Origin of the sequence: Shewanella sp. ISTPL2 (assembly GCF_013283205.1) — a bacterium.
Classification (GTDB): domain Bacteria; phylum Pseudomonadota; class Gammaproteobacteria; order Enterobacterales; family Shewanellaceae; genus Shewanella; species Shewanella oncorhynchi.
The window spans coordinates 3046510-3071027 of sequence record NZ_JAAPAV010000001.1 but is presented as its reverse complement, the minus strand read 5'-3'; the positions used below and the strand labels follow the sequence as shown (position 1 = coordinate 3071027).

24 protein-coding genes are annotated in these 24518 nt (G+C 44.8%); 7 read left to right on the top strand and 17 right to left on the bottom strand.

Translation table 11 applies throughout. The features are described 5' to 3' along the window. Positions 1-111: 111 nt before the first annotated feature. From HUB64_RS13355 to HUB64_RS13335, 5 genes are all read right to left on the bottom strand, one after another. On the bottom strand, positions 112-945 hold the full coding sequence (locus tag HUB64_RS13355) for an HNH endonuclease (RefSeq protein ID WP_173497169.1): 834 nt from the start codon (positions 943-945) through the stop codon (positions 112-114). A gap of 333 nt (positions 946-1278) precedes the next feature. Continuing rightward, a complete protein-coding gene (locus HUB64_RS13350) occupies positions 1279-2109 on the bottom strand; it encodes a hypothetical protein (protein WP_173246922.1) in 831 nt (276 codons plus the stop codon). Positions 2110-2206: 97 nt separating this feature from the next. After that, positions 2207-2920, bottom strand: coding sequence for a LysE family translocator (locus HUB64_RS13345; RefSeq protein ID WP_173497168.1), 714 nt, complete (start codon positions 2918-2920; stop codon positions 2207-2209). A 138-nt stretch (positions 2921-3058) separates the two neighbouring features. Next, the gene (locus HUB64_RS13340) at positions 3059-3901 is read right to left on the bottom strand and encodes an AraC family transcriptional regulator (protein WP_105251379.1); all 843 of its coding nucleotides are present in this window, start codon (positions 3899-3901) and stop codon (positions 3059-3061) included. Between the two features lie 273 nt (positions 3902-4174). Continuing rightward, positions 4175-6259, bottom strand: coding sequence for a TonB-dependent receptor (locus HUB64_RS13335; RefSeq protein WP_173497167.1), 2085 nt, complete (start codon positions 6257-6259; stop codon positions 4175-4177). 300 nt (positions 6260-6559) lie between these two features. Between HUB64_RS13335 and HUB64_RS13330 the strand changes: the two genes are divergently transcribed. Further along, positions 6560-7375: an ABC transporter substrate-binding protein gene (locus HUB64_RS13330; RefSeq protein ID WP_173497166.1), complete on the top strand. Its 816-nt coding sequence runs from the start codon at positions 6560-6562 to the stop codon at positions 7373-7375. A 147-nt stretch (positions 7376-7522) separates the two neighbouring features. Here the strand turns inward: HUB64_RS13330 and HUB64_RS13325 are convergent, their stop codons facing one another. Beyond that, positions 7523-8485 carry a hypothetical protein gene (locus HUB64_RS13325; protein WP_173497165.1) on the bottom strand — a complete coding sequence of 321 codons (963 nt, stop codon included), beginning with the start codon at positions 8483-8485 and terminating at the stop codon, positions 7523-7525. Position 8486: 1 nt separating this feature from the next. Then, positions 8487-8873 (bottom strand): PadR family transcriptional regulator, encoded by a 387-nt coding sequence (locus tag HUB64_RS13320; RefSeq protein WP_105251375.1) that lies wholly within the window; start codon positions 8871-8873, stop codon positions 8487-8489. A gap of 411 nt (positions 8874-9284) precedes the next feature. Between HUB64_RS13320 and HUB64_RS13315 the strand changes: the two genes are divergently transcribed. From HUB64_RS13315 to HUB64_RS13305, 3 genes are all read left to right on the top strand, one after another. Then, positions 9285-9938 carry an excalibur calcium-binding domain-containing protein gene (locus HUB64_RS13315; protein WP_173497164.1) on the top strand — a complete coding sequence of 218 codons (654 nt, stop codon included), beginning with the start codon at positions 9285-9287 and terminating at the stop codon, positions 9936-9938. Beyond that, positions 9904-10125 carry a hypothetical protein gene (locus HUB64_RS13310; RefSeq protein ID WP_173496094.1) on the top strand — a complete coding sequence of 74 codons (222 nt, stop codon included), beginning with the start codon at positions 9904-9906 and terminating at the stop codon, positions 10123-10125. Before HUB64_RS13315 ends, HUB64_RS13310 begins: the two co-directional genes overlap by 35 nt. A 62-nt stretch (positions 10126-10187) precedes the next feature. Further along, positions 10188-10535 carry a co-chaperone YbbN gene (locus tag HUB64_RS13305; RefSeq protein ID WP_173497163.1) on the top strand — a complete coding sequence of 116 codons (348 nt, stop codon included), beginning with the start codon at positions 10188-10190 and terminating at the stop codon, positions 10533-10535. Positions 10536-10554: 19 nt separating this feature from the next. Here the strand turns inward: HUB64_RS13305 and HUB64_RS13300 are convergent, their stop codons facing one another. The 3 genes from HUB64_RS13300 to HUB64_RS13290 all read right to left on the bottom strand — a co-directional run bounded on the left by HUB64_RS13300 (position 10555) and on the right by HUB64_RS13290 (position 13332). Beyond that, on the bottom strand, positions 10555-11070 hold the full coding sequence (locus HUB64_RS13300; protein WP_173497162.1) for a NifB/NifX family molybdenum-iron cluster-binding protein: 516 nt from the start codon (positions 11068-11070) through the stop codon (positions 10555-10557). After that, complete coding sequence (locus tag HUB64_RS13295) at positions 11067-11363, bottom strand: DUF134 domain-containing protein (protein WP_173497161.1); 297 nt, start codon at positions 11361-11363, stop codon at positions 11067-11069. Before HUB64_RS13295 ends, HUB64_RS13300 begins: the two co-directional genes overlap by 4 nt. Positions 11364-11835: 472 nt before the next feature. Next, a complete protein-coding gene (locus tag HUB64_RS13290) occupies positions 11836-13332 on the bottom strand; it encodes an ATP-binding cassette domain-containing protein (RefSeq protein ID WP_173497160.1) in 1497 nt (498 codons plus the stop codon). A gap of 358 nt (positions 13333-13690) precedes the next feature. Here HUB64_RS13290 and HUB64_RS13285 point away from each other — a divergent pair, with 358 nt between their 5' ends. Further along, the gene (locus tag HUB64_RS13285; protein ID WP_006083102.1) at positions 13691-13942 is read left to right on the top strand and encodes a DUF2999 family protein; all 252 of its coding nucleotides are present in this window, start codon (positions 13691-13693) and stop codon (positions 13940-13942) included. A gap of 159 nt (positions 13943-14101) precedes the next feature. Here HUB64_RS13285 and HUB64_RS13280 read toward each other — a convergent pair whose 3' ends face one another. From HUB64_RS13280 to HUB64_RS13255, 6 genes are all read right to left on the bottom strand, one after another. After that, a complete protein-coding gene (locus tag HUB64_RS13280; protein WP_173497159.1) occupies positions 14102-14488 on the bottom strand; it encodes a carboxymuconolactone decarboxylase family protein in 387 nt (128 codons plus the stop codon). A 118-nt stretch (positions 14489-14606) separates the two neighbouring features. Next, complete coding sequence (locus HUB64_RS13275) at positions 14607-15182, bottom strand: hypothetical protein (RefSeq protein WP_173497158.1); 576 nt, start codon at positions 15180-15182, stop codon at positions 14607-14609. A gap of 692 nt (positions 15183-15874) precedes the next feature. Beyond that, a complete protein-coding gene (locus HUB64_RS13270; protein ID WP_254451418.1) occupies positions 15875-16246 on the bottom strand; it encodes a hypothetical protein in 372 nt (123 codons plus the stop codon). A 348-nt stretch (positions 16247-16594) separates the two neighbouring features. After that, on the bottom strand, positions 16595-17782 hold the full coding sequence (locus tag HUB64_RS13265; RefSeq protein ID WP_173497156.1) for a RelA/SpoT domain-containing protein: 1188 nt from the start codon (positions 17780-17782) through the stop codon (positions 16595-16597). 956 nt (positions 17783-18738) lie between these two features. Continuing rightward, positions 18739-20376, bottom strand: coding sequence for a chaperonin GroEL (groL, locus tag HUB64_RS13260; RefSeq protein ID WP_071938647.1), 1638 nt, complete (start codon positions 20374-20376; stop codon positions 18739-18741). Positions 20377-20433: 57 nt separating this feature from the next. Next, entirely contained in the window at positions 20434-20724 is a 291-nt protein-coding gene (locus HUB64_RS13255; protein WP_006086113.1) for a co-chaperone GroES, read from the bottom strand. 224 nt (positions 20725-20948) lie between these two features. On the opposite strand from HUB64_RS13255, the gene HUB64_RS13250 reads away from it, so the two are divergent. Then, on the top strand, positions 20949-22316 hold the full coding sequence (locus HUB64_RS13250) for an MATE family efflux transporter (RefSeq protein WP_131525936.1): 1368 nt from the start codon (positions 20949-20951) through the stop codon (positions 22314-22316). Position 22317: 1 nt separating this feature from the next. Here HUB64_RS13250 and HUB64_RS13245 read toward each other — a convergent pair whose 3' ends face one another. Beyond that, on the bottom strand, positions 22318-23307 hold the full coding sequence (locus HUB64_RS13245; RefSeq protein WP_113940006.1) for a LysR family transcriptional regulator: 990 nt from the start codon (positions 23305-23307) through the stop codon (positions 22318-22320). A gap of 128 nt (positions 23308-23435) precedes the next feature. On the opposite strand from HUB64_RS13245, the gene HUB64_RS13240 reads away from it, so the two are divergent. After that, positions 23436-24518: an efflux RND transporter periplasmic adaptor subunit gene (locus tag HUB64_RS13240; protein WP_173246975.1), complete on the top strand. Its 1083-nt coding sequence runs from the start codon at positions 23436-23438 to the stop codon at positions 24516-24518.

Below are 24518 nucleotides of genomic sequence, written 5' to 3'. Positions count from 1 at the left end.
GCGAATTAAAACCGACTGAATAATGCTGCGTGAATTGTCATTTCCACAGAATGTTATAACTCACATTTGGGACAAAATAGGTTAATTAAGGTAGATTAGTACTCAATTTTTTCATTTAACACTTGAGATATCTAGTTTCAGTTTGTAGTTATGCTTAGAAACATATTTTGAAAGGTCGATCTCCTGAAAATATACTTTTTCAATTTCATTTCTAGCCGGAATAACTTCACCAACTCTAAACATACACTTTGCTTTGGGTGAAAAAGGCAATTTTATATAATAGTTGTTGAACCTTACATCTAATTGATAAACTGCATCCTCACCTGCATTCTGCTGTCTAATAAGTTCTACATCCATAACATCAGGCAACCTAAAATCAGGTAGTTGATTCCCAACCAATATAAAAGGCCTGTGGTTTAGTTTTTCAAATCCATCATCTGAAAGCAGCCATTTTGTCGTATCATCGAAATCAGACAGATATTTTTCAGGTAAAATTGAAACTAGGATCTTCACCCATGCTTTATATACATTAACTCCCGCAAAGGAACGGCCTTTTGTCTCCAGTATAATGTCTTTTAAATAGTTACTGCTATGGTCAGGAAATTCTATATTTAAGGAACTGACATCACTAGATAGTTTGATTCCACCAAGTGCTTGCATTGTCCTACGCCCATTCTTTCCCTTTAACTTAGTAAACCACGAAGGAGTAACAAACTCACTCAAATCCCTCTCAATTTTACGACCGAAATATTTGTTGCACTCGTCACATTCATCTAAAGTGAATATGCTTTTATTTCCTAATAACTCGGGAATAGAGTGTGATTTATTACGATACGATGCTTTACTCGACTTACAGAATCTGCAAGAACCGCCTTTATTTCCTATTTTTACTAGAGGTAATATTTCATAGTTTTTTTGGATATGTCTTAGCAATATATCGTACATCATGACTCCTTACCATTTACACTTTTCGAATAAGTGAAACAAACACTAATGGACGAATTGAACTGTAATTTGCTGCGTGGATAATCATTGTTTTTGTAGTCACATTGTAGCATTACAAAAATTTGGTCAACAGTCCGACGCGACAAGCGTAGTTTTGCGTGGTGCTACCATGAAAAGGGGCATTAACTTTTTAGGACGGATTTATATATTGAGAACTTACCTAAGATTAGCATTGTTGCCACAGTAACTTTCTAAAATATGGAAGATTAAAGCAGCGACCATCAACATAGGGTCGCGGCTTTAAATCTCACTCATAGGGATAGGGAAACGAGACTAGTCTGCTTTAATAACAGCTTGTGTCAGTATTTCTTGGTCATTCTTAAACACCACTAGCTCGCCTAGAGGACTATCGCTGCCGCCTAAGACGGTGACATAACAATAATACTGGTATGGGCCGCTGCGAAATTGGTATGAATGATTCCCTCCACTGCCATCAAAAACGAGTTTGCCTTTATTCAGCACTAAATCTGGCTTTTCACTCAATGCCTTACCCTTTGCCCATGCGGCATAGCGGTATTGGCTGTTCCCCATATCATCGACACGAATGGTAAACTTGGCGGTCTCCCAAGATAACGCAGGGCTGACAAACTCACTCACACTCGGATGTAATGCCGTTTGTTGCTTAGCAATAAGCTCAGCTTTCAGTTTTGCCTCTACCGGTGTTTGATAGTTAATGGCGATGATCTTGCCATCAAAATCCAGCCACACAACACCGCTACCGAGCATAATGCCGCGCCAGCCCATCGTCTGCCAATCAGCTTCAATCTTAGAATGGGCGATCTGCTCAAGCAGCTTAGGATCAAAAACCTGATCGAAACGTGCGATCATTTCCTGGGTATTTTGAATCGCGGGGATAGGATATTCACGTTTAAGCGGGTAAGCCACACGCTTAGCAATCGCCTCAAGATCATTGGCCTTGGCGGCGTCGATAAGTCCCTGCACCAGAGGAATATATTCCTGTGGCATGGCTTCATCCGCGGCGTTTGCATTGATGCTTAAACCCATAACGCTGAATATTAACGCCGCAGAAAACGCGATATTCATCAGTGTAACTTGGCTGAAAACAGCTAATTTGCTTCCCTTGAGTCGTGAGGCGAATGGCATCTTTATCCCTTACTTCAAATGTCTCTGCTGAGACTAAAGGCCAAGAATACCATAAGTGCCTCAGACTAAAACCTAAGGTGATTTACACTGCGCCTGACTAAGCGGTTAATAATAGGTTTGAGTAAATCGCCAAGGCTACTGACATAAAGATGACACCAATAACCGCATCGATAACCGGTGTTAGTCGCTGCAATTTAAGTTGCACCTGCGCCTTTGACAACATTACCGCTAAAAAGCCAAACCATGCCAATGACAAAGACAACAACAAAATAGCGGAAGCGATTTTAGTACTCGTTGTAACACTTGGGGTAATCAAGGCCGAAAACAGGGTTAAGAAAAACACTAATGCTTTCGGATTCAATAGATTGGTATAAAGCCCAGTCAAAAAACCTTGCCTGCGTGACATAGCGCCACCTAAGCCACCAGCAACAGACGCCACGCCTTCAACGTCACCAGCGCTAATGACAGCATCATCATTTGTCCCTGCATGGACTCTGGCACTCATTTTACGTTTAGCGAGTATCGCAAGGCTGGCACGCAGGGCACCAAACCCCATCCAAGCGAGGTAAGAAGCGCCCACAATTTGCACTAAGAGATACAGAGTGTGCGAACTCTTAATGAGTAGACTCACACCGGTCAGACTCAAAATCGTATGAGCTAAAATGGCTATTGAAATCCCCACAGCGGCGGCAACCGCAGTGCTTCTGGACTGCTGAGTCGCAATCTTCACCATAATAGCAAAATCGGGTCCGGGACTGATTAAAGCAACGGCATGGATTACAGCCAAGGTGAGTAATAAAGATAAATCCATAGATATGCGGCTCCGCAAAAAAGGTTAATAACGATAACTGAGGCAGCCAGTATGGCAATTTGTCGCAGCGCTGAATTGTAATAAATTGCACTATTCAGTGTTTTTTAAAAACCAGCGGCGTCGAAAGACGGGCGGAAATTAGAGCATACGCCGCTGAAATTGCACTGGCGATAATAGGAATGCCTGCTTAAAAGCTTTGTTTAAATGACTTTGATCGAAAAATCCGAACTGCTGCGCCACATCCGCCACTAAAGCGCCATGACTTAAGGATTTTTTCGCCAACTCTAAGCGCACCCGTTTAAGGTACGCATGGGGAGTCATCCCTGTTGCCTGTTTAAATTGCCGTAAAAACTGAAACTTACTTAAATTCACTTCATTGGCTAAGGTTTCAAGTTGAGTATTATGCCAAGGCTCATCGTGAATTCGCTGTTTCACTAAGCTCACCTGCAACTTAGATAACCCCTGCGGTTGATTTGGTTTAGATAGGCAAGATGAAATACCGCTCGGGTAACGCTCCAGCAGCAGATGAATAAAATTCAGTAAGTGGGACTCACCCGCAAGCGCACTGCATTGGCCTTGAATTAATAGCTCGTGTAGCTGAATAAAATATTGATAAAGCGTCGGGTCATCCACCATAGGCGCGCTGAAAAAGTGCTCCTTCAAACCCAGTTCTTGACTGACTTCATTCATATATTCCACGGGGATCGACATCACTTTCACCCGATAACCGTCGGCATCGCGGCTCTGACCATCGTGGGTGTCGTCGGGATTTAAGGTCGATAAACTATGCTGACCAAGCTGATAACTGCTGCCCTTATTCACAAACTGCTGCGCGCCTTGAGTGACTACGCCTAAGTGGTAATCCAGATGCACATGTTTATCAAAACTGAAATGCGTAAATTCCGCCTGACTCAGTTCTATGCCTGATAAGCTAGGATGACGCCAATAATTAATGTTTTCAATGGGTGTTGCAGTACTCATAACTCGCGGCGACTACCTATAGCATCAGCTGTAAAACAGGGGGAAACTCAGATCGACTCGTCCTCATTCTAGCCTCCATTGTCAGCGTGGGAATAGTAAATTATTGCAGCCACATAGTTTGAAGCGATTTGGGCTTAGATTGGTGCTTAAATTAGCGCTTAAATGAGTGCAGCAGAAAAAAGCGCCCAACTATCTGGACGCTTAATTGAGATACATTTTTTGCTCGGCGGAATACGTAATAACTTTCGATATCGCCTTAACAGATGAATATCACTAGAAATGATAACTCACGCTGACTCTCACCATTCGTGGCTCAACAGGATGATAATGCTGATCTTCAACGCCTTCGGCAGCTTCGCCGGGCAAACGAGAGGCATAAAAATAATCTATGTCGTGATCTTTACTATCAAACACATTGAGCAGCTCAAGCTTAGTGTCGAAGCGGCTGAACTCGTATCCTAATGCGAGGTTAACTAATGTGGTCGCATCAGCCTTGTGGTCATTAAAGCTGTCGAGCACCCGCTCGCCAAGATGCCGCACGCGTACACTCGAATACAGGCCATCGCCGTCGGGTCGATAGGTGATGCCCGCACTGGCAACAAAGGGAACCGCGCCATCGATATACTTGCCCTCTTCAAATTCATTTTCAGTAAATCTGGCGTTAGTCCACGCTAATTCCATATCGATACTGATTGCCTCATTCAGCCAATAATAAGCCGTTAATTCAGCACCATAACGTTCAGATGCACGACTCGGCTCAGTGTTCCCCGCATCGCCCACAAATACTAATTCTGAATCTAGTTGCAGATACCAGATCGCAGCAGAGAAATTAATAAAGTCCCTGTCATAGTATTTCACCCCAAATTCGCCACCATTTGAGCGCACGAGGAGATCGACTTTTTCGACCTCATCGCCACTCACGGGGTCAACCTTGATCGTTGCACCGCGGGCATCGTTCGAATGTAGCCCCTGGCCTGCATTAACATATAACTCAAGATTATCGCTCCACAAATAAGAAGCACCAGCTTTGAGGCTGAACATACCATCGGACGCATCGCCACTGTTAAGCGGATTATCACTGTCGACCTGCACATCAAAATAATCGTAACGCAGCCCAAGATTAAAACGCCATTGCTCAGCTGGCAGCCACTCAACTTTGCCAAAGATGCCACTCGACAACTCTTGCACTTCATCAAGCCTTACCGTATTCAGCCGTTGTCGCGCCTGAGTGTTATACAAACCCACTGCGCCAATATCGTCATAACGCACATCGCCGCCCACACTGTAATTCAGTTGAGTACCACCAAGTGAAGTCTGCCAATCACGCTTGAGATCACCGCCCCAAATCGTGCGTTCATCGACTTGTTCAAACTCATCACCATTGATGGGATCGTTTAAAAAATAGGTAAAATTAGAGAATAAATTCATAGTCGAGCGAATAGCGTAGACATTTCCCTGCCAATCACCCGCATCGTAATTAGCTGAAACGCTATAACGGTTAGATTCACCGCCGACGTCTTTATCTAAAGAACCATAAAAATCAATCAATCCAGAATCCACCGCACGGGCGGGGATCTGATCCGCCGAATTCCAGCTGTTGTCGTAGGCCATCATAGTGACGCTTAAGTCACCCTCGCCGAGCCGAGTTAAATAACGCCCGACGACACTGACCTTACTCACATCCTCATCAATATCCGTCCACGGGCCATCATAGGTTTGTGCCTCCCCCCCCAAAATAAAACGCCCCATGTCAGTGTTTAGCTCCTGAGTTGCCACGAGTCGCTGGTAACCATATTCCCCCAACGTCACCCCAACTTGGTTATGGGGGAGTTGATCAGCCAGCAGTAATTGGGCAGCACCCGCGCCAGAAAAATCGGCCACCTCAGGATAATAAGCGCCTTTGGCATAACGGATCTCGCCTATAAGTTCAGGGATCAAAAAGTTAAGATCCGTATAACCCTGACCATGCCCATGGGTTCGCATATTCACAGGCATACCATCGACTCGAGTATTAAAGTCTGTGCCATGATCCAAATTAAAGCCACGTAAGAAATACTGATTAGCCTTACCCGAACCACTGTGCTGAGTGACTATCATCCCAGGAACAAATTCGAGGATTTCGCCGGTTCGTAATAGGGGTCGACTCTCGATTTCTGCCGCGCCGACTATTCCCTCCGATGCCGAAGTGCTATGGCCTAAGGTGTTAATTTGCCTGCCGCGCACCTCAAGGCGTTCGATATTGTCCGTTGCCGCCTCTGCCACTACGGCACTCGATAAACAACAAAGAGGTAATAACCACGTCATTGATAACCAAAGCTTTGATAACCGCATTCCTGATAATCCCAGTCCCGATTTCATCCTTTCTTTCCTACTACAGGTGATAGACGGCAAGGATTTAACGCCTTATTTACAAGCAAAAAACCGATCAAGTTCAAACTCTGATGAATAAAAAACCAGCAAAATACAGGCAAATATCATTTCTATGTGCCGTATCGCACATTTTTAAACCCAAAAGGACAAAATGTCCGCCAGCAGATCACATTTCAACCGTGTGTTAGTACGAAATCATGGAAATAAAATAATCTTGCTTGAATAAAAATGAACCCATTTATCAGGCTAGCTATACTCTAAATAACTCAACACTTTGAGAGACACGCTATGCAACGATGGAGCAATATGCACATTTGGAGTGTGTGGGTAGGCCTTTTCTTTTGTGTCTCGGTTCATGCAACCAGCAAATCAACAGCAGAAACCACAGTGATGATTGCTGATAAACCTATCATTACGATGGCGTTTTATGAGGACCCCAAACATAACTTCTACTTTAAATGGGCTGAACTGATTTACGCCCAAGCCTTTGAACGCTTAGGATATGACTTCTCCTATCAAGTGGTTCCCGCAGCCCGCGCCAGTATGATGGCGGACTCAGGTAAAGTGGATGGCGAGCCGGGGCGTGTATCTCGTTATGGCGAAAAGTTTACCAACCTCATTCGAATTGAAGAACCGGTTATCGATACCCATTTAATTGCCTTCGCGCACAATCCCGAAATCAAAATACCTGACTGGCAAGCACTGCAAAAGAGTCGATACAAGATCGAATACTATCGAGGCGTGTTCCTCGCAGAACAAAAGCTAAAGGGACTCATTCCTAAGGAGCGTCTGACTGAATCTTCGTCCCCCGCGAGCTCCTTTCGTAAAATGCTCCGCGACCGAATCGATATCTATATTGATACGGAGGCAAGCTCATTGGATCTATTACAAACGCCTGAGTTTCAAGGCAGCAAAATAATCGCGATTGCCACCCTAGAAGAACTCACCAGCTATGGTTACTTAAATAAACGTCACGCGGCACTCGCCGTTAATCTTGCTCGGGAGCTCAAACAGATGAAGCAAGAAGGCATATTTGACACCTACAAACAACAGGCCCAAAAATCGCTTAATAATGAAATGAATCATGGCGATACCCCAGAATAAATCAGCATCGACTGTAAAAGTCGTGGCTTACTTTTCCCCACAGAAGATGGCACTAATGTAAAAAGCCTGTTCAATCATACTGAACAGGCCATGTATTCGATGAAAAAGTGAATAAAACTCACCTACAAAACCTAGGTTAAACCTTACTTATTTGCTTGCGAGTTTACGCCAACGCAACCCATCGCGAATCACCTCATAGCCAGGGAACATAGCGGCAATCACTAGAGTATAACTTAGCCAATGTTCTAACTGTAATAACGTAAACTCCCCATTTAATTCAGCTCCTTGGTTTTGTACTTGGCTTTGTAATAGTGGCGAACTAAAGGCCAGAAAGACTAAGAACGAGGCATAAGCAAGATTGATCCCCATATTCGCCAGTAACAATTCAGTAGTCCACACTCGGCGGCGTAGTTGCCAGAGGCTATTCCCCATAGACAGCAAAATAATAGGGCTAAACCATTGCAACAATTGCTGAGCACTGGCGCTGAAAATCACAGTCCGCGCGGCTAATTGCTCGCTACTCATCCACACAGAACACCAAATCACAAGTAAGAGAAAAAGATATGTCGCCAGATCGGTAAACACATCGCTTAAACTAATATGCTGCCAACCGGGCCCAACCTTAGGCAAATTCTGCGGCTGCCATTTTTGGCAATTGCTGCCGGACATAGGTTTCCCCTGAGCCGAGAAACTCCAAAAGGCCAACAGGATAGCGGTAAAGGCAAGACAGGCATCGCCAATAAAACCTTTGGCAATATGGTGGATAAATCCTAATAGATCCCCCTCTGCAGAGCCCAACCATTGAGTCGTGCCGCCCACAACCTGCAGCACAAACAAGACCCCAAGCACAGTGAAAAGTGTATGTTTAAAAAGCGGAATATCCTCAGAGGCAATAATAGGTACTGCCGGAACAAATTGCTGCGCGACCTTACAGGGATGACCCATTTGCTTTAATACCGCGACAATTTGCGCTTCAGTCAATTCACCTTGTTCAGATAGGGCATCCAATTGGTCGCAGATATTGGCTTTTAATTCACGACCTATTTCCTGACGTTTGTTCTCGGGCAATTCTCGCTGCACCGCGGCAATATAGCGATCGACTAATTCCATATCAAATCTCCTCTGCACTCTCGTCTGAGCTTTTCATATCAGAGCCATTAGTGTCAGCGCTTTGCTCCAGTAAAAAAGCCAAGGCGCCATTAAGTTGCTGCCATTCATCGGTAAGTTGACTGAGCAACTCAGCGCCCAATGACGACAATTGGTAATAACGACGCTCACGCCCTTCGGCCTGTCGCCACTCACTATCCAACAATCCTTGATCGGCTAGGCGGCGCACTAAGGGATACAGAGTCCCTTCGTCAATATCAATACCACCTTCCTGCAACTGTTTGCGGAGCGAATAACCGTAGTGGGCTTGTTTTAATAATCCCAGTACCGCCAACACTAATACCCCACGGCGCAACTCGAGTCGCATTTTGACTAGCTGTGAACTTGTCATTGTCGAATTCCTGTCCTTAACACTGTGTCACACACACTGTGCACCACACAGCAAATACTATGTAGCACACAGTAAAATTGCAAGTTTTCATGCACATTTTTTGATCAATTTGTTTATTATTAATGCAATCTATTGTTTGTATTGAATTTACCAAAATGCCAACCGTTTCTGCTAAGTGCTCACATTTCCCCACCGCCATACACTCAATGCGAATGAGTCACACATAAGCAAATTCAAGATAAAAAATTGCAAAACTTCCTATGCTTGAGTAACTTAGCTGCCAACATTGAATCGCTGACTCGTCAACCTAAGTACGGTTTGCTCCTTAAAAGAGATAAATAGGCACGACTCAAGTAAGTATTGATATTCAATAACTAAAAATATTAAGCCGTTAAATTAAGGACATAGAAAATGCTCATGGATAGAGGCGTACTGGTACGCTGGAACGATGAAAAGGGATTTGGCTTTATTCAGCCTGAAAAAAACGCAGCCCAAGATGTGTTTATTCACATTTCAGTGCTGAAAAAGATGGCGAGAAAACCCATAGTGGGCGACAGCATTCTGTTTCAAACGGAAGTGCAAAATGACGGCAAAAGAAAAGCGGTTATCGCCTCAATTGAAGGCGTCGCAGTCGTTGCAGCGAGTGCAACAACACGCTCCCACTCTCATATCCAATCACGCAATGAAAACTTCAACTTCAATAACAAAGACAAAGCGCATCACCATAACTCACGAAAATCCTCTTTTAATACGATAATCCCGCTGCTGATAATCGTGGCCATAGTTATCTTTGGCTTTAAACAATACCAAGAATTTAATGAAGCTCCTGCAATCGATGAAGTACCAGTCCTCACAAATGAAGACATTCAGCCAATGCCCATGTATGAAACTAAAGCGCGAATACAAGCAACGGCAACACCAAGATTCCAATGTGAAGCGGGTAAAACCCATTGCAGCCACATGAGTTCCTGTGCTGAGGCGACTTTCTACATCCAACATTGCCCCAATACTCAAATGGATGGTGACGGTGATGGCATTCCCTGCGAGCGCCAGTGGTGCAGTTAGCGATGCGACATATGATGAGCAGGTAGCAGGTAGCGAAATGATAAATAATCTAAAACAATGGCTAAATCGTCTAACAGGCATACAGCAAATCGGAGTGATTGCTGCCAGTATCGGGCTGCTCATATTTGGCTTATTCAACCTTGGTCAATTTATCGGTAGTCGCGTGGTAACAATGGGCTGGCTTTAACCCTAAAAACACGCAAACTAACCCATGAATTGATACCCATCACAACTTCCAAATGGCAACGCATGCACACCGATATCATCACGCACATTGATTCACCTGAGATGCTTGAGTCCATGTTAACCGAGCATGCGGCGGTGCTGTTGTTATTTGGCGCGCCAAACTGTGGTGTGTGTCAAACGCTCAAACCGAGAATTGCAGAGATGTTAGCGCAAGTGTTCCCGCTGATGCGGATGGCCTATATTGATTGCCAAGCCCAAGCTGAGATAGCGGCGAGCCACAATGTATTTGCCTTACCTGTGGTGGAATGTGTGTTTTATGGCAAAACCTTTGGACGGTTTTCTAAGGTGTTTTCGTTAGCGGATATTCGAGGGGCGCTTGCCCGCCCCTATGGTTTGATCGTGACGGAATAATTCAAATTAGACAGTGAGATTATTTGTTTACCAAGGGTCTAAACCCAGCGTAATGCACTGACTTATCGAGCTTAACCTGTACTGCTGGCGTGCTTATAAGACGTGTTGAACCAGGTGCTGCTTTAGCTTTACCACTGCAACCGCAGCCGTCACCTGTAGAATGACAACATCCGCCCTTGGCGGCATGTTTAAGTGAAGCGCGACCTTGGGATGCATCCGTCAACCTAAGATTCAAATCCGCCGTTTGTGCCAGCAAAGTCACCACTGTTTGGCTCGCACTGCCTTTACTCACGCTAATCCCCGCATCGAGCAACTTTCCTAACATGCGCTCACCAATATTCTGCACAAGTACAATATTGGTACCCTGTTGGATAATCAGCTCTAGTAAGGCTTTTTTAGCACTACAGTCACCTTCAATTGCCGGGTTATCGACCAGCTTGATCAGCTGAAGCTGTTCATTATAAAAGCCAATCTGTAGGGCTTTCGTAAAGTGACTGGCGAGGCGTTCGCGGCTCATCGGCATGGCAATAATCATGATAAATCCTTGTCTGTTTGGGTTGGCAGTCTCAAGGCTTGACCTTGAGTAATGGCCGTCGCCACCTTTTTGCGGACATTGGCGAGAAGGTATCCAAAGGTTTGCCGAGAGATCCCCATCAAGGCCGCGGCTTCGATCTGGCTTAATCTTTTAACATCACCCAGTTCGAGGGCCTCAAACTCATCGGCCTCTAATTGAATATGGGTTAATTTAACCGCAGGGATCCCATTAGGCTTAAATAGGCTACAGGGCACACAGCTCGATAATTGACGGCATTTTTTGGGTCTTGGCATATATGTGTTTATCTTTAAGTCGTCTTATATGTCTTGAAATCGTGTTTTAGGTCTTAGTGCACATCTTGTTTACAGCGCACGACACTCAGGCTCATCTAGGGCTCAACTAAAGCTCATCTAAGGCTCATCTAGCTAAGGGAGTCCATCGTTCTGGATTCTCAAGCGTGATAACTGACTTGATGAATAAGTTCAGTGGATGAACCATAAAACTGTCACGAGTTTCTGGCCTAGGCCAGAAACTATTATTCGCGCCAACGACATTCAAAACTGTAAGACGGCTCACAGTTACCTATATCAAGCATGACTAATTAACAGAACTGCTGTCTGGCGTGACTAACACACTCAATGGCTAGCGCCCATTAAGGTCAGTTTTAATCTGCGTTGGAGTGCTGAGGGATAATGACAAACTCTCAAAACAAATAAGCAGCCGTTAAGCTGCTGTGATAGGTGGCATTTACTGATTTAAAAGGGTTTAATCCTCAGACTCACAGTAGTTCACCTGTACCGAATAGCCGTCATCTTGCTTAATAAAATCGACAAAGTTTTTAATCGCAGGTAAGGCATCTTCCCTATGATGCGACACGTACAGCAATTGACTCAGATGATGCTCGGCTATCATCTCCAACGCCCGCATCACTAAGGTGCGATTAATAAAATCTAAGCCCTGATATGGCTCATCTAAAATCAGTAATAAGGGCTGTTTAATCAGGGCGCGACCTATCAGCAATAATCGCTGCTGCCCATAATCGAGCTTCTTAAAGCTGGTGCTTGCCAGCCCTGTCATGTGCAAAATGGCTAACCATTCCTTTGCCAAATCTAGCTGAGGTTTAGTGGGTTTCTGGTACAGACCAATAGAGTCAAAAAAGCCCGAAAGCAGCACGTCTAATGCCGAGCAACTGACGCGATACTGTAAGTGCAGCGCCGACGATACTATGCCAATCCGTTGTTTAATCTGCCAAATACTCTCGCCGCTTCCGCGAGGTCGGCCAAAGAGCGTGATATCATTGCTATAGCATTGGGGATGATCGCCCAAAATCAGCCCCAGCAAAGTGCTTTTACCGCAGCCATTTGGGCCGCGAACTTGCCAATGTTGCCCCGCCTCGATGCGCCAATTCACGCCACTGAAAATCAGCCCACTGACATATTCCACTTTGCCATTTTTAATCTCGACCAGAGGATCAAACGCCTCGGCGTTGTGCCTTTGCCGCTCCATCAAGGCCAAGAGTTCATCACTACGCTGCGCCGATAACGCATTAAGCTGCGCCATCACAGGATGATTGTGCCATTGCTCAATCGACATCGACGGGCTGAGCTTATGCACACTCTGCCCCGATTTGAGCATCTCGCCATTAAACAGCGCCACATGGCTGATGCACGGCGGCAATTCTTCTTGGCGTGAGGTGATGATCAGCAACTGAGTATGCTCAGCCACTTCACTCAGCAGCTCAGATAAACTCGTCTGATGTTCAACATCGAGCCCAGCATAAGGGTCATCTAAGATCAGCAATTGCGGTAATATTGCCAGCGCACGCGCCAGCATGACTCTGCGCGTTTCGCCCGTGGATAATTGCCGAAAACCACGCCGACGCAGAGGCTCAAGCCCAACCTTTTGTAATAATGCTGGGAGTTGCTTGGCATCTTGGCAGCATTCCAATACTAAGGATTCGACACTCGAACCGTAATCCAGTTCGTCTTTTTCTAACTCGCGCTCCAGCAATGCTTGTTGCAACCCAAGTGACACCCAGCCGATACGTTGCGGCAGGCCAGAAATCGTCCCTTCATCGGGCAGAATATCACCCGTTAATATTCGCCCGAGCAAGGAACCACAATAACTGTCGGTCGCGAAAATCGCCCAATGTTCAGCAGGATGCAGTTGCCACTCATCGACGACTAACACCTCATTATCACGCCCGTATCGCAACTGTTTAACCACAATACTTTTGTCTTGGTTCGCGACAACATCAAGCATAACCACAGTTCCTTTCTATTTTTAAGGGATGATAAAAGCCAGCGATTACCCAATCGCATTGCGCCATGATATCTAAGGCAATCATATCTAGAGCAGCAATATCTTAGAGTCATGATATCTAGAGCCATAATATCCAATGCAACGGCTCACGATGCACGACTGTCGCTCAGGTTTTTATCGGCAGATTTTGGGGAATACGACACCAGAGTAAAGCTTATTGGGGATAAAATCTAATGCGCTTAATGGCATAGGCAAAGCGTGGCAACATCCAATGGGTACGCATGTGTGAGGCAACCACTCTGGCAGAACTGTGATAAAATCGGCACCTGTTTAACTTTCATATCAACAAGGTAATGCAATGAATCCCATTATTGCCATCTTAAAAGAACACAACGTCAGTGACGCTAAAATCCAAGAACTGTTTCAAACATTAACCGAAAATCCATTAATGGCGATGGGCACGCTCGGTCAATTAGGCATCCCAGCCGAAAAATTACAACAACTGCTGGGACTAGTGATGCAGAAACCGGCCTTGATCAAAGAAGCCGTGCTTGAACTCGGTTTGGATTTCTCAAAAGTAGAAGCCGCAAAAGCCCAGCTACAAAAATAAGCGCAAACTGTTCAAGTTTGTAGCCATCATGCGCTAGGGGAATCCGCGTAACTCAGCTCCCCTAGCGAATGTTAAAACCACTAAACCGCAAAGTAACTAAATCTTACAGCAACTAAACCTCAAAGCCATTGACGCTCAAAATGATTAATACCAAGTGAGCTAACTGTTTTGCGCCTGCCACTCCTCAATCGCTTCTTTCGCCGCTCGAAAAGCCTCAATCCCCGCAGGCATACCGCAGTAAACGGTGCAATGCAGTAAGACTTCTTGGATCTCTTCAACCGAGCAGCCATTGTTTAGCGCGCCCCGCACATGGCCCTTTAACTCAGTCGGCGCCTTTAATGCCGCCAGCGTCGCTATGGTAATCAAACTGCGCATTTGCCTTGAGATAGCATCACGCACCCAAACTTCACCCCAGCAATTGGCCGTGACTAAATCTTGCAGCGGTTGCGTAAAATCGGTCGCACTATTGAGCGCCTTATCCACATAGCTATCGCCCATCACAGCACGACGCACCTCAAGACCCTTCTCGTATTGCTCTTCGTTCATCGATGCATCCTTTTTCTTATGTGATTAAGCTATGTGATTAAGCTCTGTGATTAGGCTTATTGAACCGCCGCCAACCAATCTGCCCTATATCCTTACCACCTATAACTGATAACCAACGTTAGATTGAGCGCACCCAAGCAACGAACTCTTCGGCGAGTCTGGGAGGGTTACAGGCCTCTGTCTGATCTGCGATCTCGTTATAGTACTCGAGCTCGTGAACTATGATGGGTAGCGAACGACCGAAAACGCGACTAACGGTTAAGTTGGAATGGAGTGTAGAAGCGACAACGCATACTGCGGCAACAAATTGCTCGGTTATCTCCTGACCGAGCTCAAGGCAGCGATCAAAATCGACATCTTCCTCCGCATCACTGTACCCGAGACCGAGATCGGCCACCCAGCGAGCTAAGATATCCGCAGTCTGAGAGTCAGAATCCCCAAAGACGAGGAGTTCGTTTTGAAGCCAGAAGGCATAGTTCCATTTTGCTTCGTCAGAGCTAGAAGCCTTTGGAATCGAAGCATGCCACTCGTCGACTGTGTTATAGCCGACTGTCAGCGTAGGTAGACGGGGATCGTCATATTCGTTGTTGATATAGAAAGACAATGCATAAATCTGCTCCGCCTCAGCGGTTGGTATACTCTCTAGCGCTTCGGTAATAGCACTCTGAAGCGCGGTAATCATTGGGATATTCATACTGGGTTTCCTGCTCGTTTAATGCCGCATTTAGCGAATAAAAATAGTGCATTGTAATTGAGAATAAGAGCTTAACCCACTATTTTTGTTCAGCTTAAATGTCTGCCAATATATTAGTATTCAACCAATTTATCATTAGGATAGTCTCCAATCTATCACACGTAAGACTGCCATTTTTATATAACCCTACGGCCAAGTGATAGAAGCTTGGAATACTCAAAGACACCTATATTTTTCTTGCAAATAACTCAGAAAGAAATGTGTCAGTCCTCGCTTTCGTTCTTATCAAAGGTTGGCAGACTATTTTGCAGCTCGTTTGCGGCTTAACAGCGGAAGCTGATGATTAAGCACTGTCATTCCAGTGACACGCCACCCCTTTTATTTCACAAGAAGTATCCATGAGGGCTCGACGACGGCATCTGCTGCATACGGAAGTGCAAATGCCGCGATCACATGGTCAATGATGTTCCAGACATCATAGTGACATTTCCCATATCCCTATGGGTCAGATATGAAAGAGCGGCCATGCCGTCAACGGTCACTTACATGCCAATGCTTAATTCAACCAACTCTCCAGTTATCTGTATGCCTTTTTTACAAGCATACACTCTGCAAATTTAACAATGGATGGCTCGTTAAATTACTTGTAGTTTGCTCAGCCCCACTTTTACCGCGGCCGAGTGCCGCATCGGCTATTGCGAATTTTGGTCAAATGTCCACACATACTCTTCCTGTTTGGGATGGACAACCTGCCAAAATGACTGATAGATGGTTTTCCCATTCAGTGGAACCCATACTTCTCTATCAGTTTGAAAATACAAGGTATAAGCAATGTGGTGTGCCTTAGCGTTACTTCCAATAAGACCGCAACCCCAACTATTCTCGTTGATATCAAAGCCAGTGTAGCGTTTGTTCCAACTCTGAATATCGGTAGTTAAGGCTGGAAGTTCTTTCTCTAAAAGGACAGATTGAGATCCATAGGCGGAGTCTATCGCTTGGTCAAATACCGGTGTCAGTTCTTCCGACTGTAACTCAGAAAAACTACTCGCTGCCTGACAGTTCATCGCGCCGCCAAATAAACAGCAAGCAAGGCATCCCCCCAAAACTCTTTTCATATGAACTACCTGCTTCGCTAAATTTCTGATAAAGAATGTACCAAAGTTATCAGGTTAGATGTTAATTACCAGATAAACTGCCTAGTTACTCAATAATGAGACTCCACGACTCACGTAACTAGTTACCTAAATTCATTCATCATAAAAGATATGCCTGTCCGCTATCTTTAATACTAAAGGTACATTATGGCTATACGGAATGAGTAGTCCAAAACAATAGAAATTTAACAATGGTTGGCTCGTTAAATTCTCGTAAATTAAATAATGAGTAGTTTGTTACTCTCCAGATTCTGGCGACTAGAGTCCAGCCAAATTTGCCTTATCTAAAACTTTTCTCAAAAAATTTCGCCTAAAAAGACTCTCAGCCCCTGTTATCAAAGATAGATGTTCGCTAAATCTTGTTGAATCAGCAAAGAAGTTTGGATATGCCTCTTTAATACCACCAACTGCATTTGCATAAACAAGTGCAACAACCATGTTTGTTCTTCTATCTGAAAATTTTCTCTCTAACTCTGTATATTTCTTCTCTGCAATTTCAGACTCATAATTATAAAATAAGGTATAGGCGACAGAACTTTTTACTACATCAATTTCAAGTAAGACATACCGGTCATTACCAATTGTCTCAAGCTCATCACCTATAACCTTTAATGAGCTAGCAAAAGCTTTAAGTTTGCTAGTAACACCTAATTCTCTTGCAGTATCACACACTGTCAAAACCGAACTAGCTGAATCCCTATCTTTCAATAACCTAGTTACATATTGAATTTTTTTATCTTTCTCAGACAACTTATCAAAAATATGTATATTATCAATAATTTGGAACTGATGACTTACATTAGAAAAGAACTCTTTCCAAAGTTCCTCTCCCTGATTTGTTTTTAGTGACTGTTTTGTGAATAAGTCAATAATCTCAAGTGCTGTTGCCCAATAATGTTGGATTCTTGTCCTTAGTTGAACTTCAATTTTTTTGTCATTACCATCAGTATCTTTAAATCTTCCAATTATATGAAAGCTTCTATAACCATCAAGTTTAGGAGACTTTATATAATCCTTTATTTTGAATCCATCTTCCCACCGAAACTCAGGCATTTTCCTTAAAGCTCTAGAGAGTTGCTCAACCTTTTTCTCATTTGCAAGAATAACCCTACAACCACCAATATCCTGCATGTTTTTTAAGTTCATCTTAGGGAATCGTTTGAGCTTTAATACAATCGATGGAAATCGCTTTAACCTTTTAGCAAAAATAGCTGTTGTATCGATCGGTTTAACTACAGGCTGAATTTTAGCCAACGCATTTTCTAAAGGTCGCTCATAACTATATCGCCAATAAGAAAGTATCTGAAAGGCATCATCTAGCTTAGACTCATTACCAAGCTCATAAGTTTGATTATCAATCAAATACTCACCAGCCCGTAACACCTGCTTTCCTGAAGGAACTTTTTCCAATTTATAAGCTCCACCAATCCTTCCATCATAATTCATTGGGCACTATCATTATTAAAATTGCGAATACACAATATAATGCCTACAAACCATTAATAATTAAAGATATATTATTTAACGACCTAGAAAAAGACATTGGTAACGTTTTAAATATAGATTCAAACATCACCAAAGGCTACTCTGCCATAAAAAATCAAAATTATATACCGCACCTATCTTAATCCTGCCATGGTCTGTTTCCATACTAAAGCAAATAAAGTTAGAAATCCGGCAAAAATGGGACATATATGGTCACCTCGGGTTTAGCAAGGTCAATGTCCTACTTTGTTCAAACTGAAAAATAGCAGTGAAAAATAGGACAGGCATAACTCTTTTGGGATTAACAGCTGATACCAGGATTACAGAAGTTCACCCTCCCCTCGGAGTTGCCGCAGGGCATTTGCGTTCATTGCGTGAGCGAGGCATTGATGCCGAGATAGCGTCAGTCGAATCAGGGACGAGCGTCTGACGCGATAGCATAAGAACGCTTAATGCCCAAGGCGCTTTCAACTCCGTTAGGGGCGTCTTGGAGCATCCAAGGAGGATAGGACGAGCAGTCCTCCTTGGTCGGGTGTGGGGTGAAGCCCCACGACTTTGATTTTTCTTTTAAAAGCAATCAAGAATGATGGAACCATCTAACCACCAGCAAAAGTATACAAAAGTATACAATGTTACACTTTCATAGTCATTTCAGCGCTTAAATCCCAAAAAGTGTAGGTAAGTACACCTGAAATTTGCCCAAGCTACCAGACCAAAAACAAAACCCCGACTCAGTTACCCGAGTCGGGGTTTTCATTTTTCTTTTACAAGAATTTAGGTTTAAGCGATTAAGCTAAAGACCGCAGATGTTTTTGCGCAGGACAAAACGTTCAATACAAGGCGCTGTGAGCGTAGCATACGTTGTGTGTATGTGAGCGAGCAGCAACGCCGTAATCAACGTTTTAGACCAGCAAAAATTACATCATGCCGCCCATTCCGCCCATCCCACCCATACCGCCCATATCTTGGCCAGCATTTTGTGGGATCTCAGCAACCATAGCTTCTGTAGTGATCATCAGACCTGCGATTGACGCAGCGAATTGCAATGCACAACGGGTCACTTTAGTTGGGTCAAGGATACCCATTTCTAACATGTCACCGTAAGTGTCATTACCGGCGTTATAACCGAAGTTACCGCTGCCGTTCTTCACTGTGTTAGCAACAACTGACGCTTCTTCACCCGCGTTCGTGGCGATTTGACGCAGTGGCGCTTCCATTGCACGCAGTGCGATAACCACACCGTGTTTTTGGTCTTCGTTTAATACTTCAACTTCAGCGATCTTAGAAGCTACGCGAACCAGAGCAACACCGCCGCCAGGAACCACGCCTTCTTCTACCGCAGCGCGAGTTGCATGCAGAGCATCTTCAACGCGGGCTTTTTTCTCTTTCATTTCAACTTCAGTCGCTGCGCCAACTTTAATCACTGCTACGCCGCCAGCTAGTTTAGCCATACGCTCTTGCAGTTTTTCTTTGTCGTAGTCTGACGTTGATTCTTCAACTTGTTGTTTGATTTGGCTTACACGAGCAGCAATTTGTGTTTGCTCGCCGTTACCATCGATGATGGTGGTGTTGTCTTTAGTGATCACAACACGCTTAGCTGTACCTAAATCTTCTAGGGTTGCTTTTTCAAGCTCTAGGCCGATTTCTTCAGCAATAACAGTACCGCCAGTCAGGATTGCTACGTCTTGCAGCATTGCCTTACGACGATCGCCAAAGCCAGGTGCTTTAACAGCAGCCACTTTCACGATACCGCGCATATTGTTCACAACTAAGGTTGCTAATGCTTCGCCTTCAACGTCTTCAGCAACGATAAGCAATGGCTTACCGGTTTTTGCCAGACCTTCAAGTATAGGTAACAGTTCGCGAATGTTAGAGATTTTCTTGTCTACTAACAGTACGAATGGGTGATCTAATTCAACACTGCCCGTTTCTGGCTTGTTGATGAAGTATGGAGATAGGTAGCCACGGTCAAACTGCATACCTTCTACTACGTCCAATTCGTTTTCTAACGCTTGGCCTTCTTCAACTGTGATCACGCCTTCTTTACCGACTTTTTCCATCGCAGTTGCGATGATTTCGCCGATAGATTCGTCAGAGTTTGCAGAGATAGTCGCAACTTGTGCAATCGCTTTTGAATCTGCACAAGGTTGTGATAAGGCTTTTAATTCAGCAACTGCAGCGATAACGGCTTTGTCGATACCGCGCTTCAGATCCATTGGGTTCATACCGGCTGCAACGGCTTTTAAGCCTTCAACGACAATGGCTTGAGCCAGTACAGTTGCAGTAGTAGTACCATCACCGGCGGCGTCGTTGGCTTTAGAAGCAACTTCTTTCACCATTTGCGCGCCCATGTTTTCGAATTTGTCTTCTAACTCGATTTCTTTGGCAACAGAAACACCGTCTTTAGTGATCAGTGGTGAGCCGAAGCTCTTGTCTAATACCACGTTACGGCCTTTAGGACCTAAGGTCACTTTTACTGCGTTCGCGAGAATGTTTACGCCAGCCAGCATTCTTACGCGAGCGTCATTACCAAATACAACTTCTTTAGCTGCCATCTTGATTATCCTTTAAATTTTTAATGATTAATTGGAATGTCGAATTGATGCTGAGGATTAACCCACTACTGCCATCAGGTCAGCTTCCGACAGGATCAAGACTTCTTGACCGTCGATTTTTTCTTTCTTAACGCCGTAACCTTCGTTGAAGATCACCACGTCACCCACTTTGACATCCAGTGGCTTAACTGTGCCATTTTCTAAAATACGGCCATTGCCCACAGCAAGGATTTCACCGCGAGTTGATTTTTCAGCGGCGCTACCGGTCAGTACTATGCCACCCGCTGATGTTGATTCAACTTCTAGACGCTTAACGATTACGCGGTCATGTAATGGACGAATATTCATCTATGAACTCTCCTAATGATTTGATGCCCTACAATCGAGCCTATTTGTGATTAAAAAAACAGACACCTTAGTCTGCTCTTTTGCTGTCTGAGATATGGGGCTGACAGTGTCGAGATCCAAGGGCATTTACAAAAAAAACTTCAATTTTTTGATGTCGGTTTTTTCAAGTCCGCACAATCCTGCTAGAATCTCGCCTCCGCTCGCTAACAAGGCACTATTTTTCCATGAAAGACAGACACGGGCTGCTCACCGCGCCAATTGGTCGTGTACTGCTCAACATGAGCCTCCCCAACTTAATTGGCATTATGACCATTCTAGGTTTCAGCCTCGCTGACACTTTTTTTATCAGCCAATTGGGCACCGAAGCCTTAGCCGCCATCAGTTTTACCTTTCCGGTGACCTTAGTGATCTCTAGCATCGCCATTGGTATTGGCGCTGGAGTCTCGACCAATTTAGGTCGACTTATCGGTTCGGGTAATGCCCACAAGGCCAAAGTGTTCTTGCATGATGCCTTATTGCTCACCTTTGTCTTGATCGCCAGTTTAGCCGCACTGGGTAGCATTTTTATTACGCCACTGTTTCGCTTACTCGGGGCAAACGATGACAGCTTGCCGCTAATCCACGACTATATGATTTACTGGTATGTCAGCGCACCGCTGCTGGTATTGTTGATGGTAGGCAATCAAGGCTTACGTTCCACTGGCGACACCCGCTCGCCGGCGATGATCATGGCGCTGGCGGCAATCATCAATCTTATCCTCGATCCGTTACTGATTTTTGGTATTGGGCCATTTCCACGTTTAGAAATCCAAGGCGCCGCAATTGCAACCCTGTTCGCTTGGTTGATTGCCTTATCTTTGTCGGGATATTTGTTGATTGTCAGGCGCAAAATGCTCGAATGGACCGCCTTTGACATAGACAGAATGCGCGCGAACTGGAGCAAATTAGCCCATATCGCACAACCCGCCGCCTTGATGAATTTAATCAATCCACTAGCCAATGCCATTATTATGGCCATGTTGGCGCATATCGATCACAGCGCCGTAGCAGCCTTTGGTGCCGGTACTCGATTAGAGTCAGTACTATTAATAGTAGTGATGGCACTGTCGTCGAGTTTAATGCCCTTTATTGCGCAAAACTTAGGGGCAGGACAGCCACACAGAGCAAAAGAAGCCCTGCTATTATCGATAAAATTTATCTTTATTTTCCAAACCTTACTCTATATCCCACTGATCTTTTTAGCCGAGCCTATCGCGCATTTATTCAGTACCGATCCGCAGGTTATCGAGTGGCTGAGTTTTTATATCTTAGTGCTGCCCTGTGCCTACGGACCTTTGGGTATAGTGATTATTGTCGCGACCTCGCTCAATGCCTACCACAGGCCTATGAGTTCATTAGTCATCAATCTGTGCCGCTTAGTACTGCTCATGCTGCCGCTAGCAGCCTTGGGATCGTATATAGGTGACGTTAAAGGCCTGCTGCTCGCGCTACCTGTGACCAATATTTTGATGGGAATTGCCTGTTACTGGCTGGCGCAGCGGATCTGTGAGCCCACAAAGATCACGACCGCAAACGCCATTAGCGAGGGGTAAACTAGCTTGATTTTTTAACGGGAAAGCGCAACACGTCGTCTGAAAACGCTCCCGTAGAGGCTTTGCAGGATCGACGTGGACCTTGCTCGCTCATGTTGATCGGCACGCCATTTGGCACTAGCTCTTGCATGATATAGTCGATAAAGCGTCGACAGGCTAAACTCACGTAACGTCTTGATGGATAAGCTAAGAAACACTCGCCTTGGTGGGGTTGGATTTCAGGTAACAAAGTCACTAACTCACCGCTTTGTACATATTCATCCACGACTTCAGCAGGCGCATACACTATGCCGCGTCCTTGCAATCCAAACTCAACCGCCACTTCAATACTGTTGGAGCAGAAATTACCTCTGACTCTCACCTCTTGTTCTGAACCGATAAATAACTCATTAAAGATTTTGCCGTTGGATAAACGGAACATAGACACATTATGTGCTTCAATCTCTTTCGGTGTTTTAGGTGTACCGTGTGCAGCTAAATATTGAGGACTGGCGTAAAAACGTAAGTCAGTGGTAAAAATTGGCCGCACCACTAAATCTAAGGTATCCAACGCAGGCTCGACCACAAAGGCCACATCGAGATTATGTTTCACCATATCAACGGATTCTGAACTGCTGATGACTTCTAAGGTGAGTTTAGGGTGCATATCCATAAAGCGGAAAATGGCTTGCATCAAGATTTTCATGCTGTGGATGGGGAACATTTGAATACGCAAATGCCCGCTGATCTCAGCATCGTCATTGGTCATTTCGAATAGGGTTTCGTCGAGCTGAGCCAAAATATTCTGCGAGCGCTGGTAAAAATGACTGCCCGCAGAAGTGAGCGTCATAGAGCGGCTCTGACGGTGGAACAATTTAATGTTCAGCTCATCTTCCAAGGCTTGCAAACGCCGACTCACAGTCGATTTTGGCAAGTTAAGTAAATCCGCCGCTTCAATCAAACTACCGGTTTCAGCAATTCGGTGGAATAACGCTAAGTCCTCTGTCTTCATTTTGACCTTAAGTTCAATCTCATTATGTGGGACTGATAATCCCAAAGTATCCCGTTTATTGCAACTAATTTAGCTGGTATCTTCGCGCCCAGAAATGCTGACAATTTGTTAACTAGGAAATCTCCACCATGAAATCATATCGACTCTTGCCGCTGACAATGCTGCTTCCAGCCCTGATCAGTGGTTGTTCGCCTGCGGAAAGTTCAGTGCAAGTGGCAACAATTCGTCCGGTTAAACTGTTTGAAGTACTCAATGTAGAAGACGGAGATTTCAGAACATTTCCAGCCCGCGTTGCCGCCAATAGTCGCGCAGAATTGTCGTTCCGCATTTCAGGACAATTAACAGAATTGGCATTAGTTGAAGGGCAAAGAGTCACTCAAGGTAGCTTACTCGCAAAACTTGATGACAGGGACGCCCACAATAATTTAATGACCCGCGAGGCGGAGCATGAACTGTTAGCCGCTGACTTTAAACGTAAAGTCGAGCTACTCAATCGCAAGCTGATTTCACAATCTGAGTTTGATAGCACTCAAGCGCAACTCAAATCGGCCACCGCCGCCTTAGCCGCTGCACGCGATCAACTGAGTTACACCCGTTTAACGGCACCTTTTAGCGGTACAGTCGCCAAACGTTTAGTGGATAACCACCAAATAGTGCAAGCAAACCAAGGGGTATTAACATTACAAAACAATAATTTGCTCGATATTAGCATTCAAGTTCCCGAGTCGATGGCGGCGGGTTTGAAGCAATATACCGATCAAGCTCACTTTGCCGCTAAGGTGCGTTTTAGTGCCTTCCCTGAGCAAAGTTTCGATGCCAAATTTAAGGAATACTCGACTCAAGTCACGCCGGGCACCCAAGCCTATGAAGTGGTGTTTTCGTTACCTCAACCTCAAGATATTCAGCTACTTCCAGGAATGAGTGCCGAGTTGACCTTAGCCTTAGTCAAAGATCCTAGTGCCCTCGCGTCAACGGTAGTGCCAGTGACCGCTATCGATAAGCGCGACCAAGATGGCCAAGTACAAGTGTGGATTTACCAAGCGCAATCGGGTGAAGTAAAACCGACGATGGTGACGCTCGGACGCGTGAGTAATCAAGGTGTTGAGATTTTAACGGGCGTCAACAAGGGCGATCTCATCGTCAGCGCTGGAGTGTCTCAATTATCCGATGGCATGAAAGTCAAACCACTACGCTGGCAGCGTGGGGTGTAA